Genomic DNA, 14712 nt, shown 5'->3' on the forward strand with positions numbered 1-14712 from the left:
TCCGGGGGATCGGGGGCCCTCCATCCGGTTCGTGCCCGCCCGCCGTCGGACCCGCGATTCCTCCCGACCGGTCGCCCGTTCCGCTGTGCACGGGTTTTCGTCGGTCGCCGGGGCGGCAGGTCGACCCGTTCACCGCACAGCGGGCACGGCAGACCCCGGCGCCGGTCACCGCACCGAATAGACCGGCTTCCAGGCCGGGACCGGGGGCGGGGAAGCGGGGTAGGATCCGATCCGGAGTCGGTCCACTGTGCCTGGCTGGCCGTGCCACCGCAGGTCGCGGCAGGCGACGGGCGACGGCCGGTGCGAGTAGGGAATCGTCATCCATCAGTGTCGGGGTGTTGTGGTGGAAGCGCTCCCATGCAAGAATTCATCCACTGTGCTGGGGGAGCCACACCGCGCAGCAGACGCCGAGGGCAGCCGGTTCACCGGACGGCGTCACCACGGCCGCTGACCGCGGCCGGCACCACCACCAGTTGCGCCCGTCCGGGTCGGGCATACCGCAGTCCCCCATGGCGTCCACGGACGTACCCACCTGACGCGAAGTCCGTGTTACCGCCGCGCCGGTCCGCCTGACGTGACCGGCTGGCCCAAGGAGATCAGTGGCATGAATTTACGGAGTAGATTGTCCGTCCGGCAGAAAGCCGTCGCGGTGGCCGGTGCGAGCGCTTTGGTCGCCGCCGGTCTGGTCACCATCCCGGCTTCGGTGGCCCAGGCGGCCCCCGGGTGCAGCGTCACCTACAGCACCAACCAGTGGCAGGGTGGTTTCAGCGCCAACATCACCATCCGGAACGTCGGTGATGCGATCAACGGCTGGACCCTCCGCTTCAGCTTCGCGGACGCGAACCAGCGGGTGACCCAGGGCTGGTCGGCCAACTGGACCCAGTCGGGCACCCAGGTGACTGCGACGAACGTGTCGTGGAACGGCAACCTGGCCACCGGCGCCTCCACCGGCATCGGGTTCAACGGTTCCTGGAGCGGCAGCAACCCGGCGCCGACGTCCTTCAGCGTCAACGGGACGGCCTGCAACGGCACCACGCCGACCGACCCGCCGACGGGCAACCCGACCAACCCGCCGACCGGCAACCCGACCAGCAACCCCGCGGCGCGGGTGGACAACCCGTACGCGGGTGCCAGCGGCTACGTGAACCCGGAGTGGAAGGCCAAGGCGGAGAGCGTCTCCGGCGGCAACCGGATCTCCAACACCCCGACGGGCGTCTGGCTGGACCGGATCGCCGCGATCGAGGGCACCCCGGACAGCAGCTCGAACGGCCCGATGGGCCTGCGGGACCACCTGGACGAGGCGCTGGCGCAGGGTGCCGGCTACATCCAGGTCGTCATCTACAACCTGCCCGGCCGGGACTGTGCGGCGCTGGCCTCGAACGGCGAGCTCAAGGCCGACGAGCTGCCCAAGTACAAGACGGAGTACATCGACCCGATCGCGGCGATCATGGGTGACTCGAAGTACAGCAGCCTCCGGATCATCACGATCATCGAGATCGACTCGCTGCCGAACCTGGTCACCAACGTGGCGCCGCGGGAGACCGCGACGGCGCAGTGCGACACCATGAAGGCGAACGGCAACTACGTCAAGGGTGTCGGCTACGCCCTGGCCAAGCTCGGTGCGGTCCCGAACGTCTACAACTACATCGACGCCGGCCACCACGGCTGGATCGGGTGGGACGACAACTTCCGGGCCTCCGCGCAGATCTTCGCCGAGGCCGCCCGTGCCGAGGGCAGCACCCAGGCCAACGTGCACGGCTTCATCGCCAACACCGCCAACTACTCGGCCACGCTGGAGCCCTACCTCAACGTGACCGAGCAGAACCGGCTCTCGAAGTGGATCGACTACAACCGGTACGTGGACGAGCAGCGGTTCGCCCAGGCCCTCCGCACCGAGCTGGTCTCGCAGGGCTTCTCCAGCGGCATCGGCATGCTGATCGACACCTCGCGTAACGGTTGGGGCGGCTCGGACCGGCCCACCGGCCCGGTCACCTCGGGTACCGTCGACGAGCAGGTCGACGGCTCCCGGATCGACCAGCGGATCCACCTCGGCAACTGGTGCAACCAGAGCGGCGCCGGCCTCGGCGAGCGGCCGCGGGCCGCGCCCGCCAGCGGGATCGACGCGTACGTCTGGATCAAGCCTCCGGGCGAGTCGGACGGCTCCAGCACCGAGATCCAGAACGACGAGGGCAAGGGCTTCGACCGGATGTGCGACCCGACGTACACCGGTAACCCGCGTAACCAGAACAACATGAGCGGCGCGCTCTCGGGCGCCCCGATCTCGGGTGCCTGGTTCCCGGCGCAGCTCACCGAGCTCATGGAGAACGCCTACCCGGCGCTCTGACCGGCTGGTAGCACAACTGGGGCAGCAACAAAGCAGCACAGCGACACCAAAGCAGCACAGCGACACCACAGGGCGGTCCCCGTCCGGCGCGCTCACACGCCGGGCGGGGACCGCCGGTGCTGCTCCGGCCGGCCGCGCCGGGTCAGGGCACCGTCTTCTCCACCGCGGTCGCCGTACCCTCCCGGTCCAGTTCCTCGCTGGCCCGCCGCACGTTCTCCGGGGTCGGGTCGCGGCCCTGCGCCATCGCCAGGTCCTCCGGGTCCCACGGCTGTTCGGCCCCGGTACGCGTGTCGCCCGCGCTGCCCGCGCCCTGCCCGTGCGGATCGCCGAGCAGGTCGTCGGTGCGTGGAAAGTCGCCGGGGACGTCCTCCGGGTCCACGAAGTCCGGGTTCTCGGCCCTGGGCCCGCCGTCGGAGGCGAGCTGCGGTACGGCGGTGTCGTCCTCGATCGCGGCGGCCACCTCCGGGCTCTCCTCCAGCGGCCGGTTGCGGGTCGGATCGCGCTCCGTCATGTTTGCTGCCCTCCTGTCCGGATGCGACGTGCGGCTGACCGGTCCTCCGGTTCGACTACCCCGGAGGACCCGTGCCATGCCTTTCCCCACCCGTCACCACCCATCCGGTCCGGTCCGGGCCCGGCGGCACGACGTCACTCCCGGTCGATCGGGCGCAGCCACTGCCAGAGTAGGAAGCCCAGCCCGAGTGCCAGCATGGCCAGCCCGGCCCAGAGATTGATCCGGATGCCCTGGGCCTTCTCCACCGCCGCCGCGTCGTCGACGACGCCGACCAGTCCGACGATCACGCCGTACGCGACGAACAGCCCGCCGATCACCCGGCGGATGTCGAACAGCCGGGCGGCGGCCGAGTGGCGCTCCTGCTCGGCGGAGTCCGGCGGTGCTCCGGCCGGCGGCCGGTTCTGGTCTTCCATCGCCTCGTCCCTTCTCGCTGTCGGCGTCGACCGTCCCGGTCGGACGCCTGCGGTGCGGCCCCTCAGAGCACCGGCAGGTAGAGCAGTGCGGAGAGGGCCAGCGCGATGCCGCCGAGCAGCAGCGGCGAGCGGTACCAGCGGGCGTCGCCGGCCAGCAGGGCCTGCCGGCCGTCCGCGCCGGCGAGCCCGTACACCAGGCCGCGAAGCTCGTCGTCGGGCTTGCGGGAGGTCAGCGGGGTGAGGATCGCCGCGACGATCGCGACCAGCACGAACGCGACGCCGGCACCCCAGAAGCTCTCCTCCAGGTCGGAGTCGAACGGCAGTACCCCGGCCTCGTAGAGCAGGTAGGTGGCGAGGGCGCCGAGAGTGCCGGTCAGCAACGACCAGAACCCGGCCCAGGCGGTCATCCGCTTCCAGAACCTGCCGATGATGAAGGTCGCGAAGAGCGGCGGGTTGAAAACGTCACCTTTGTCCGTACGCTCGCTCCGTCGCCCGCCGGACACCTCCGGTCGGGGCGAGGGGCCTACTACCCGAGGCGAAGAGTTTTCACGCCTGCGCCCGGTGCTGACCCCGGATCGCCGACGGCTCCCCGGCGCCCACCGTCGGCGGGCATCGGGGAGCCGTCAGGGGGCCGGGCTACCGGCCGAGCAGCCGGTCCAGGAAGTCCCGGTGCCGGCGTACCACCATCCGCAACCGCTCGGTGTCGGTCCCGCCGTCGTCCTGCCAGCCGGCGAGTTCGTCACGCTGTCGGGACAGGGCGGCGGTGACCGCCTCCACGGACTCCCGTACCAGCCGGTGGGCCTCCTCGGTCGCAGCCGGCGGGTCGTCGACGAACCGGAGCTGCACCTCCCGCCAGCGGTCCCGGAAGCCCTGCACCGCCTCCTGGTCGAGGATCGCGACGATCGGCTCGGCCGGCGCGGCACCGGGCGGCAGTCCGCCGTCCGCCGTCCTGCCGGAATCGGTCGTGGCGGTCTCGCCCGTCGTGGCCGTCTCGTCCCGCCCACCGGCCTCCGCCGAGGCGCGGGTACCGCCGGTCAGCGCGTCGGGATTGCCCGCGCTGAACACGTCCGGGTTCACCGGGTGTGCCACCCCGACCGCCGAGCCCTCCGGCACGGGCCGGCCCAGCGGGTCGACCGGCGGATCCGGCTCGACGCCGCCGTCCGCCGGCCCGCCGGTCCGGGTGGCGGTGGCGGCGTCGGCCGCACCGAGGCTCCGATCCGGTACCTCCTGCCGGGTGACCCCCTCGGCCCGCTCGTCGCCGACTCCGTCGATGCGGTCGTCGGCCGGTCCGTCCCCGGAGCGGACCGTGTCCTCGTTGCGGGGGTCGCGGTGACTGCCGGCCAGCGCGGCGGCCGCGACCGCGCCGCCGACGGTGGGGGCACCGAAGCTGGTGGGCAGTGGCGCCGGCTCGTGGAACTCCGGTGCGCCGGAACCGTCCCGGGCGCCGTCGCGGTCCTCGTCGGCGTCGCCAACCCGCTCCGGCCCGTCGATCCGGGCGGTGCCGTCCGGATCGACGGTGGCGTCCTTGCCGGTGGCGTCCGGATCGACGGCGGCGTCCGCTCCGGCCGCGTCCTTGCCGGCGGTGTCCGCTCCGGTGGTGGCATAGACCGTCCCGGTGCGCGCGGCGGCCGGTTCGTCGGGGCCGCCAGCGGCGTCCGCCTGGCTGGCGTCGGCCAGGTCACCCCGGTCACCGGTGCTTCCGGTGTCGCTGTCGGGGCCGCCGGTGCGGTCCGTCGCTGAGCGCTCGGGGAGCGCGTCGTCGTCCAGCGCCGCATCCTCGGCCCGGTCGTCCGCCGAGCGGCTCTCGCCGAGCCGGTCGTCCCGGGCGCGTGCGGCGGCGGCCGGGTCGGACGAGAAGGCCGGTCCCGAGCCGCTGGTGGCGAGGTCGTTGTCGTACGAGCCCCGCTCGTCGAGCGCGTCGGGGCCCTGGTCGCCGGTGCCCTCCGGATACCGGCTCCGCCGGTCCTCGGTCTCGCCGGCCCCGGCCCGACCCGGGCCGGTCGCCGTTACCGGCGCGGAGCGGGTCATGTCGGCGTCGCCGTTGTCGGTCTGCTGTTGACGCATGGCAAAGTGCCTCCTCACCGGCTCGGTACGTCCTGCGGGGTGTCCGGACGGGCCCCGTCCGAGGGCTGGCGTACGGGGTCCTCGCCGAGCAGGTCGGCGAAGAGTTCCCGGTAGTGCACGACGGCCTGGCGGAGCTGCTCGGTGCTGGCCTCGCCGCGCTCGTTGCGGAGCTGGATCTCGTGCGCGTCCCGGTAGTGGGTCAGGGTGCGGGCGTGCTCGACGGAGAGGTGGGCGAGCTGGTCGTCGTACTCGCCGATCGGATAGCCGCGCTCGGCGATCAGCCGGGTGACCAGTTCGTCCGCCGCGCCCACCGCCTCGGCCGGGGAGTCGACGAACCGGGCCTGGATTTCCTCCCAGTCGGCCGCGTAGCGCCGGCGGGACTCGGCGGAGAGCGGCGTGAGCGTCAACTCCGCGTGCCGGCGTTCGCGCTCCCGCAGTTCGTGCTCGGCGGCGGACCGGCTCTGCTGCTCGGCGACCGCCCGGTCGTACTCCGGGCCGAACCGGCTGCGCAGGGCGCGGCGGCGGCTGGCCACCCAGATGGCCGGTACGGCTGCGGCGACGGCGAGGACCACTAGGACGATGAGGACGACTTCTATGGGCGACATGGCTCCTCCTTCGTCTCCTGCTATTCCCGCTGTGCCCTGATCACCAATCCAGATCGGGCACACTTTCGTGCCGGCCGGCGGGAACCGGCGCGCAGCGGTAGGAACCACCCGTAGGGGGCCTGGGCGGGAAAAACGGTCCGGAACGGCCGGGCGGGGACGCCTGTCCCGCTCGCCGCCGAGCACTCCGGTGTCCGGCTCGGGTGTCCGGCTCGGGTGTCCGGCTCGCCGCCGAGCGCTCCGGGCCGGCGGTCGGCTGTCGCCCCGCCCGGGGGCGCATTTCCCGGCTGCCACCGAGCCGCCGACCGCCTAGACTGCCCGCATGACGCACCGACATTAATTTCCCGCCGTAGGCCGGCCCGGCCCGCGCTGCCGGGGCCCGCCCGGGACGTCCGTGACCCGATTTCCGAGTCCGGATCGTCCCCGTGGGAAGGCCTCATGCCCGTCATCTCGTCACCCGCGCCGACAGCTCGCGCGCGGCGGTTGACCACCACTTTCTACCTCTACGCGTTCCTGGACGACTTCGTCCTGCTCTACCCGGTGTACGCGCTGCTCTTCACCGACACCGGGCTCTCCGTCGCGCAGATCTCCTCGCTCTTCGTCATCTGGTCGCTGACCGGGATCGTCCTCGAGATCCCGTCCGGGGTCTGGGCCGACGCCGTGTCCCGGCGGCTGCTGCTCGGCGCCGCCCCGCTGCTCGGCGCCGTCGGCTTCGGGCTCTGGGTCGCGGCACCCTCCTACTGGGTCTTCGCGCTCGGCTTCGTGCTCTGGGGCGCACGGGGTGCGCTCCAGTCCGGCGCCTCCGAGGCCCTGCTCTACGACGAACTCGACCGGCTCGGCCTGGCCGACCGGTACGGGCGGGTGATCGGCCGGGCCAGCACCGTGAGCCTGCTCGGCGCGCTGCTGGCCATCGCGGTCGCCACTCCGGTCTTCGCGGTCGGCGGCTACCCCGCGGTCGGGGTCGCCAGCGTGCTGGCCAGCCTGCTCTGTGCGGCCGTGGGGCTGGCACTGCCGGAACACCGGGCACCGGCACCGACCGCTGTCGGGCCCGCCGGGCCGGAGACCGTGGACCCCGGGCCCGGTGGAGGGCTCGGCGGCAGCGCCGGGGCATCGGGCGACCTCGTCCGGCTCACCTCGGCACCGGTCGCCGAGGCCGGAGCGCCCGGCCAGCTCGCGATCCTGCGGCTGGCGCTGGCCGAGGCCCGGAACAGCCCGCCGGTACGCCGGGCCCTGCTGCTCCTGCCGGCGATGGTCGGCATCTGGGGCGGGCTGGAGGAGTACGTGCCGCTGTTGGCCGGCGAGGCCGCTCCGGCAGCCGGCGTGCCGCTGCTGGTGTTGCTGGTCTGGGCCGGGGTGATGCTGGGCGGCCTGCTCACCCCGCTCGGGCAGCGGCTGACCGCGCGACGGTTCGCCGGCACGGTCGGGGCGGCCTCGATCGCCCTGGCCGTGGGTGCGCTGACCGGCCGACCGGCGGGCTTCGTACTGGTGGCGGCGGCGTTCTGCGCCCTGCAGATGGCCAGCCTGGTGGCCGACGTACGCCTCCAGGAGAGCATCGGTGGGCCGGCGAGGGCCACGGTGACCTCGCTGGCCGGGCTCGGCACCGAACTGGTCACCATCGGGGTGTACGGCGGGTACGCCCTCGCCTCGACGGTCGCCGGGCACGATGTGGTCTTCGGACTGCTCGCCCTGCCGTACCTGGCGCTGGCGGTAGGGCTGCGCCGGGCCGAAGCGGGGCGGCACCGGCGGTAGCCGGTCGGCCGGTGGCCGGGTGGGCCGCGCCGACGCCGGTGACACCCGCGATCGCCGTCCAGGAGTGATATATCCGGCAGGAATTGCTGGTGGGGGTGGGTCGGTCCGATCGGCCCATCCCCGGTCACCGCAATGGCCATCCCGGTTGTCGGGGCGGCTGACCCGGCTCCGGCCCCGGCCCGGCCGCCGCCGCGACGGCGGCCGTACGGGCGCGTTTTCGGCGGTCACCCAGCGGGTCTGATCGGCATGTCTGGATGGGATCGACAGCGTCCCCGGCCGACCCCATCGACGGGTGTCGAGATCAATTGAGGAAGACAGCCATCAATCTATTTGCCAGATTGGATCAACTAGAAACCCCTCGTCCGGTAGTGCACACGGCGTGGATTACGTATCCTGCCGAAGGCACGCGCGCCCGTGACCCTCGGACTCTGGCCGGAGCCGCGGGCCGCCGGTGCGGGTGTCGACCCTGACACATCCCCTTCCGGCGAGGTCTGATGGAAACCCAGAACTGGCCGATCCGCTCGAAGATCGTCGCGCTGGTCGCCGTGCCGATCCTCGCGTTGTCGGCGCTCTGGATCTTCGCGACCACGATCACCGTCGAGCCCGCGTCGAATCTGCTCGCCGCGCAGACCCTGCTGGACGAGGTCGGGCGGCCAGGCGAGGCGTTGGTGGTGGAGTTGCAGCAGGAGCGCCGGCTCTCGGTGCGGCAACTGGTCGACCCGACCGCCACCACGGCCCTCGCCGACCAGCGGACCCGGACCGACCGGGCGATAGCCGAGTTCCGGCGCCGGACCTCCGGCGCCGACCTGCGGGACACCACCGGCGCGCTGCTCGACGCCCGGATCGACCAGTTGCTCACCGCGATCGACGCGCTGCGGTCCGGACGGGTCTTCATCGACCGGCGCACCGTCGACGCCAGCGGAGCGCTCGGCCTCTACAGCGGCGTGATCGATGCCGCGTTCCGGACGTTCTCCGCGCTGAACACGCTGCCGGACGACGCGCTCTCCCGGGAGGCGCGGAGCCTGACCGAACTGGGCCGGGCCCGCGAGGTGATGGCCCAGGCCGACGCGCTGCTCGCTGGGGCGTTCACAGCGGGACGCTTCGCGCCGGGCGAGCACGCCCAGTTCGTCCAGATCGTCGGCACCCAGCGGTTCCTCTACTCGACCGCGACGGCGGAGCTGCCGGACGCCGACCGGGTGGCGTACCAGCAGCTCACCGAAGGGGACGGGTACGTCCGGCTGCGCCGGTTGGAGGACGACCTGATCAGCCGGGGTGGCGGCAGCACGCTGCCGGTCGACGCCCGGGCGTGGCAGAGCAGCTACGACTCCGTCCAGCGGCAACTGCGCGACTTCGAGCTGAGCGGTGCCGAGGCGCTCACCGAGCGCAGTCGGCCGGTGGCCGCCGGCATCCTGCTCCGGTTGGGGCTTGCCGGCCTGCTCGGCTTCGTCGCCGTACTCCTCTCGGCGATCATCGCGTGGCGGATCGGCCGGTCCCTGGTCCGGCGGCTGACCAGCCTGCGCGCCGCCGCGCTGAACATGGCCGACGAACGGCTGCCCGACGTCGTCGGGCGGTTGCGCAAGGGCGAGGAGGTGGACGTCGAGACCGAGGCGCCACCGCTCGACTACGGGCAGGACGAGATCGGCCAGCTCGGCCAGGCGTTCAGCGAGGTGCAGCGCACCGCCATCGCGTCGGCGATCGACGAGGCCGCGCTGCGCAGCGGCCTGCGGGACGTCTTCCTCAACATCGCCCGGCGCAGCCAGACCCTGCTGCACCGCCAGCTCGCGCTGCTGGACCGGATGGAGCGGCGGGCGGCCCAGCCGGACGAGTTGGAGGACCTCTTCCGGCTCGACCACATGGCCACCCGGATGCGGCGGCACGCCGAGGACCTGGTCGTGCTCGCCGGAGCGGCGCCGGGTCGGGGCTGGCGCAACCCGGTCTCCATGGTGGACGTGATCCGGGGCGCGATCTCCGAGGTCGAGGACTACGCCCGGGTCGACCTGGTCAACGTGGCACCGGCGGCCACTGCCGGCCGGGCGGTCGGCGACGTCATCCACCTGCTCGCCGAGCTGATCGAGAACGCGACGTCGTTCTCGCCGCCGCACACCCGGGTACAGGTCACCGGGCAGGTGGTCTCGAACGGGTACGCGATCGAGATCGAGGACCGGGGCCTGGGCATGGCCACCGAGGCGATCGAGCAGGCCAACCGCCGGCTGGCCGATCCGCCGGACTTCGACCCGGCGAACAGCGCCCGGCTCGGGCTGTTCGTGGTCGCCCTGCTCGGCGCCCGGCACGGCGTACGGGTCCAGTTGCGTCCCTCCCCGTTCGGCGGAGTCACGGCGGTCGCGCTCATTCCCGGTGACCTCGTGGTACCCGCCACCTCCACCTCCACCTCCACCTCCACCTCCACCTCCACCGGTGACCGGGGCGACGGGTCCGGCGCGGAGCCGGACGGTACGACCCGGCGCACCGGCCCCGGTGGCCGGATCGCCGGTGGCGCGGACGGCTCGGAGACGATCGAAGTGCCGGCGCGGTCCGGCCGGACCGCCCGGGATGCCGCCGACGGCGACGAGCCGCTCGCGGAACCCGGCTCGACCACCGGGCTCGGGCCGCGGCGCAAGGCGGGCGCGGCCCTGGCGGCGCTGGTCGCCGCGAGCCGCCCGGAGACACCGCAGCCGACCCCGGCGGCCGACGGCGCAGCGGAGTCCACGGCTGCCCGGACCGCGCCGGAGGCGCCTACCTCCGACCGGGCCGACCCCAGCGCCGACCCCAGCGCCGACCCGGGCGCCGACCCGGGCGCCGCCGCCGGCGACGGGCCGGAGGCCGCCAGGCGGTCCGGAGTACGGGCGCCGAAGGCCGGTGCGCTGCGGCGGCGCGGCGTCGATCCGACCGCCGCGAACGCCGCCGCGACCAGTACGACTCCGGCGACCGCCAGCCAGACCGGAGCGGCCACGACGCCGCCGACCGCCGCCCCGGCCAGCACGACGCCGGGCGGGCCGGTGCCGCGTCCGGCGATGGACGACGACACCGTCGTCCTCCCGGTGGTACCTGCCACCGGCGGCGCGGTACCTCCCACCGCCGGCCCGGTACGCCCGGCCGCCGGCCCGCTCGGCGCGGACGGCCTGCCCCGGCGGATCCGGCAGAAGAGCCTCGCGCCGCAACTGCGCAACGGACCCGGGGCCGGCCCGGACGGGTCCGCGGGCTCCACCGTTGCCGCCGGCGCGACCGCCGACGGGGAGCCGGACGAGCCGCAGCCGCGTACCGCGGAGCAGGTCCGGGCGGTGATGGCCGCGTTGCAGTCCGGCACGGCGCGGGGACGACGGGACGCCGAGGACCTGACGGGGCCTGGCGACACCTCCGAGGCCACCTCCCGGGTCACCGATCCGGGTGTCACGAATTCTGAAGGGGACGGGTGAGTGGTGCACACGACGAAGCCGGGTGCGGACCTCAGTTGGCTGCTCGACGACCTCGTGGAGCGCGTACCGTCCGCGCAGCAGGCCGTACTGCTCTCCGCGGACGGCCTGCTGATGGCCGCGTCGCAGGACCTGGGTCAGGAGGCCGCCGAACACATGGCGGCGATGGCGGCCGGCTTCCAGTCTCTGGCGAAGGGGGCCAGCCGGCACTTCCAGGCGGGACCGGTCCGGCAGACCGTGATCGAGATGGAGTCCGCCTTCCTCTTCGTCACCGCCGCCGGTCAGGGCGCCTGTCTCGCCGTACTGGCCAGTGCCGCGTCGGACATCGGCGTCATCGCGTACGAGATGGCGATGCTGGTGACCCGGGTGGGGCAGAACCTGTCCGCGCCGAACCGAACATCCCGGGCGCCGGCAGATGCGGAGTGACGCGCCCGGACCGCACCACGACTGGCTGGACGACGACGCCGGGCCGGTGGTCCGGCCGTACACGATGACCGGTGGTCGGGTCCAGCCGTCGGCGGGCCGGTTCGACCTGATGGCGTTCGTGGTGGCCGGGCCGCCGGGCGAGGACGGCGACGACGGCCCGCAGCCGCAACCCGAACAGCGGGCGATCATCGCGCGGGCGCAGCAGCCGATCACCGTCGCCGACCTCGCCGCCGACCTCAACCTGCCGGTGGGTGTGGTCCGGGTGCTCCTCGGCGACCTGCTCACCAGCGGCCGGATCTCGATGTACGACCCACCCACCTCGCGCCAGTTCCTCGACGACGACATCCTCAAGGCGGTGGTCAATGGACTCCGGGCTCTCTGATCAGGGGACGGCGAAGCGGCGGATCCCGCTCGCCCTGAAGATCCTGATCGCCGGTGGCTTCGGGGTCGGCAAGACGACCCTGGTGGGCGCGGTGAGCGAGATCCGTCCGTTGCAGACCGAGGAGGTGCTCACCGACGCCGGGGCCGGCACCGACGACCTCTACGGCGTGGAGGGCAAGCAGACCACCACCGTCGCGATGGACTTCGGTCGGATCACCATCAACGAGGATCTCCAGGTCTATCTCTTCGGCACTCCGGGGCAGGACCGGTTCTGGTTCCTTTGGGACGAGTTGGCGTTCGGCGCGCTCGGCGCGGTGGTGCTCGCCGACACCCGCCGGCTCGCCGACTGCTTCCCGTCGGTCGACTACTTCGAACGCCGGGGCATCCCGTTCGTGGTCGGGGTCAACTGCTTCGACGGGGCCAAACGGTTCGGCGTCGAGGCGGTGCGCAGCGCGCTCGACCTGGATCCGGACGTGCCGGTCGTGCTCTGCGACGCGCGCAGCCGGCAGTCCGGCAAGGTCGTGCTGGTCACCCTGGTGGAGCACGTCGCCGCCCGCCGCGCCGAGCGGGTCTCGGCGAACTGACCACCCGGCCCCGCCGGTCGCCGGCCGGTGCCGGTCGACCGGCGGCCGGTCCGGGGCCGCGGAGCCGCGCGCCGTGCCGGCCCGGACCGCCGGCCGGGGTTCAGCCGGTAACCACCAGCACGTCCAGCCGGCGCGGTCCGTGCACGCCCTCCACCCGGTCGAGTTCGATGTCGCTGGTGGCCGACGGCCCGGAGACCATGGTGATCGGCCGGGTCGGGTCGGTGAGCCGGGCGAGCGCCTCCGGCACCCCGCCGACCACCTGCGCGGCGTGGACCACGCAGAGGTGGTGGTCGGGTACCAGGCTGAGCAGCCGGCGCCCCCGGTCCGGTCCGCCGTCCAGCAGCAGCGTGCCGGTCTGCGCGATCGCCACCGCGCAGCCGGTGACCACGGCCACGCCCGGCGCGTCGAGGTCGGCCACCGTCAGCGGGTCCGGGTCGCCGTCCCGGCGGGTCCGGCCGAGGTACGCCGACAGCCACTCGGCCGGCGCCTGCGGCGGTACGACCACGGTCGGCACCTCGCCCAGCAGCTCGGCGAGCGCTCCGGGCAGCTCCTGCGGCCCGCAGCGGCGGACCGTGGCCCGGTAGTCGACCAGCCGGTCGACCAGCAACTCGATCAGTTCTCCGTCCGCCGGTGTCCCCGTCGCGGTGCCGGCCAGCGGTGCGGTGCGGTAGTCCCGGGGGACCGGCACCACTCCGCTGGGCCGGACCGCCCGGATCCGGGCCAGGATCTCCTCCCGGGCCGAGCCGGGTACGGTCACCACCGGTCCTCCTCCTCGTTCGTGCGGTCCCGCCCGGCCCACCAGTCCCGGAACGTCTGGCTGGCCGGCAGCGGGGCGTCCCGGCTGGCGGTCCAGGCCGACAACGGCCACGGCAGCCGGCGTACCTGCCCGCGTGCGCCGGCGACCAGGCGCAGCGGGGCGGCACCGCGCCGGGCGGCCCGGAGCGCGGCAGCGTACCGGCGGCGGTCCCGCATCACCCAGGACAGTGCCCGCATCGCGGTGCGTTCCGCCGACGGCCGGCCCCGGCGCGCGTCCACGCCCCGCTGCCGCAGGTGCACCAGTACCTCGGGGATGTCGATCCGGACCGGGCAGGCGTCGAAGCAGGCGCCGCAGAGCGTCGAGGCGTACGGCAGGGTGCGGTTCGCGCCGGAGTCCGGCCCGGTCAGTTGCGGGGAGAGGATCGCGCCGATCGGGCCCGGATAGACCGACCCGTACGCGTGCCCGCCGACCCGCTCGTAGACCGGGCAGACGTTCAGGCAGGCGGAGCAGCGGATGCAGCGCAGCGCCTGCCGGCCCACCGGATCGGCCAGCGTCTCGGTACGCCCGTTGTCGACCAGCACGATGTGCAGGTCGCCCGGCCCGTCCCCCGGGGTGACCCCGGTCCAGAGCGAGGTGTACGGGTTCATCCGCTCCCCGGTCGAGGAGCGGGGCAGCAGTTGCAGGAAGACCTCCAGATCGCGGAAGGTCGGCAGCAGCTTCTCCACACCCACCACGGAGATCAGCGTCTCGGGCAGGGTCAGACACATCCGGCCGTTGCCCTCGGACTCCACCACCACCAGGGTGCCGGTCTCGGCGACCGCGAAGTTGGCGCCGGAGATCGCCACTTTGGCGCTGAGGAACTTCGCCCGCAGGTGCCGGCGGGCCGCCTCGGCGAGCGCGGGCGGGTCGTCGGTGAGCGCGTCGAGGTCGACCCCGGGCATCCGGCTGGCGAAGATGTCCCGGATCTGCCGCCGGTTGTAGTGGATCGCCGGTACCAGGATGTGCGACGGGGTGTCGTCGGCGAGCTGCACGATCAGCTCGGCCAGGTCGGTCTCGACCGCCGCGATGCCGGCCTCGGCGAGCGCCTCGTTGAGGCCGATCTCCTGGGTGGCCATCGACTTGACCTTGACCACCTCGGTGCTGCCGGTCCGCCGGACCAGTTCGGTGACCACCGCGCACGCCTCGGCCGAGTCCCGGGCCCAGTGCACGGTGGCCCCGGCGGCGGTGGCGGCCGCCTCGAACTGTTCCAGCAGCTCCGGCAGGCGGGCCAGCACGTCGTCCTTGATCGCCGCGCCGGAGTGGCGCAGCGCCTCCCAGTCCGGCACCTCGCCGACCACCCGGAGCCGCTTGTCCCGGATGGTGTGGGTGGCCCGGCGCAGGTTGGCCCGGAGCTGCCCGTCGGCCAGTTCGCGCCGGGCCGCCGTCGGAAACGGCAGCGGCGCGACGATGTTCCCGGTACCCGCGGTCATCC

At 73.5% G+C, this 14712-nt stretch carries 13 protein-coding genes; 6 read left to right on the forward strand and 7 right to left on the reverse strand.

Annotated features, from left to right (window positions below):
• Window positions 1-604: 604 nt before the first annotated feature.
• Complete coding sequence (locus R6Y94_RS06425) at window positions 605-2344, forward strand: glycoside hydrolase family 6 protein (protein WP_318394838.1); 1740 nt, start codon at window positions 605-607, stop codon at window positions 2342-2344.
• 142 nt (window positions 2345-2486) lie between these two features.
• Here R6Y94_RS06425 and R6Y94_RS06430 read toward each other — a convergent pair whose 3' ends face one another.
• The 5 genes from R6Y94_RS06430 to R6Y94_RS06450 form a co-directional block, all read right to left on the reverse strand.
• The gene (locus tag R6Y94_RS06430; protein WP_318394839.1) at window positions 2487-2855 is read right to left on the reverse strand and encodes a hypothetical protein; all 369 of its coding nucleotides are present in this window, start codon (window positions 2853-2855) and stop codon (window positions 2487-2489) included.
• Window positions 2856-2989: 134 nt separating this feature from the next.
• Complete coding sequence (locus tag R6Y94_RS06435; RefSeq protein ID WP_318394840.1) at window positions 2990-3268, reverse strand: hypothetical protein; 279 nt, start codon at window positions 3266-3268, stop codon at window positions 2990-2992.
• A 62-nt stretch (window positions 3269-3330) separates the two neighbouring features.
• Entirely contained in the window at window positions 3331-3675 is a 345-nt protein-coding gene (locus R6Y94_RS06440) for a hypothetical protein (RefSeq protein WP_318394841.1), read from the reverse strand.
• Window positions 3676-3904: 229 nt separating this feature from the next.
• On the reverse strand, window positions 3905-5332 hold the full coding sequence (locus R6Y94_RS06445; protein ID WP_318394842.1) for a hypothetical protein: 1428 nt from the start codon (window positions 5330-5332) through the stop codon (window positions 3905-3907).
• Between the two features lie 14 nt (window positions 5333-5346).
• Window positions 5347-5937 carry a hypothetical protein gene (locus R6Y94_RS06450; RefSeq protein ID WP_318394843.1) on the reverse strand — a complete coding sequence of 197 codons (591 nt, stop codon included), beginning with the start codon at window positions 5935-5937 and terminating at the stop codon, window positions 5347-5349.
• A gap of 435 nt (window positions 5938-6372) precedes the next feature.
• Here R6Y94_RS06450 and R6Y94_RS06455 point away from each other — a divergent pair, with 435 nt between their 5' ends.
• From R6Y94_RS06455 to R6Y94_RS06475, 5 genes are all read left to right on the forward strand, one after another.
• Entirely contained in the window at window positions 6373-7683 is a 1311-nt protein-coding gene (locus tag R6Y94_RS06455; protein ID WP_318394844.1) for an MFS transporter, read from the forward strand.
• Window positions 7684-8177: 494 nt separating this feature from the next.
• Complete coding sequence (locus R6Y94_RS06460) at window positions 8178-11096, forward strand: nitrate- and nitrite sensing domain-containing protein (protein WP_318394845.1); 2919 nt, start codon at window positions 8178-8180, stop codon at window positions 11094-11096.
• Complete coding sequence (locus R6Y94_RS06465) at window positions 11097-11519, forward strand: roadblock/LC7 domain-containing protein (protein ID WP_318394846.1); 423 nt, start codon at window positions 11097-11099, stop codon at window positions 11517-11519.
• Window positions 11509-11901: a DUF742 domain-containing protein gene (locus tag R6Y94_RS06470; protein WP_318394847.1), complete on the forward strand. Its 393-nt coding sequence runs from the start codon at window positions 11509-11511 to the stop codon at window positions 11899-11901. The genes R6Y94_RS06465 and R6Y94_RS06470 overlap by 11 nt, the downstream gene beginning before the upstream one ends.
• Entirely contained in the window at window positions 11882-12484 is a 603-nt protein-coding gene (locus R6Y94_RS06475) for an ATP/GTP-binding protein (protein ID WP_318394848.1), read from the forward strand. The genes R6Y94_RS06470 and R6Y94_RS06475 overlap by 20 nt, the downstream gene beginning before the upstream one ends.
• A gap of 100 nt (window positions 12485-12584) precedes the next feature.
• On the opposite strand, the gene R6Y94_RS06480 is transcribed toward R6Y94_RS06475, so the two are convergent.
• Both R6Y94_RS06480 and R6Y94_RS06485 read right to left on the reverse strand, forming a co-directional pair.
• Window positions 12585-13244 (reverse strand): LutC/YkgG family protein, encoded by a 660-nt coding sequence (locus tag R6Y94_RS06480; protein ID WP_318394849.1) that lies wholly within the window; start codon window positions 13242-13244, stop codon window positions 12585-12587.
• Window positions 13238-14710: a lactate utilization protein B gene (locus R6Y94_RS06485; protein WP_318394850.1), complete on the reverse strand. Its 1473-nt coding sequence runs from the start codon at window positions 14708-14710 to the stop codon at window positions 13238-13240. Before R6Y94_RS06485 ends, R6Y94_RS06480 begins: the two co-directional genes overlap by 7 nt.
• Between the last annotated feature and the right edge of the window lie 2 nt (window positions 14711-14712).

Source organism: Plantactinospora sp. KLBMP9567 (assembly GCF_033446045.1).
Lineage (GTDB): Bacteria > Actinomycetota > Actinomycetes > Mycobacteriales > Micromonosporaceae > Plantactinospora.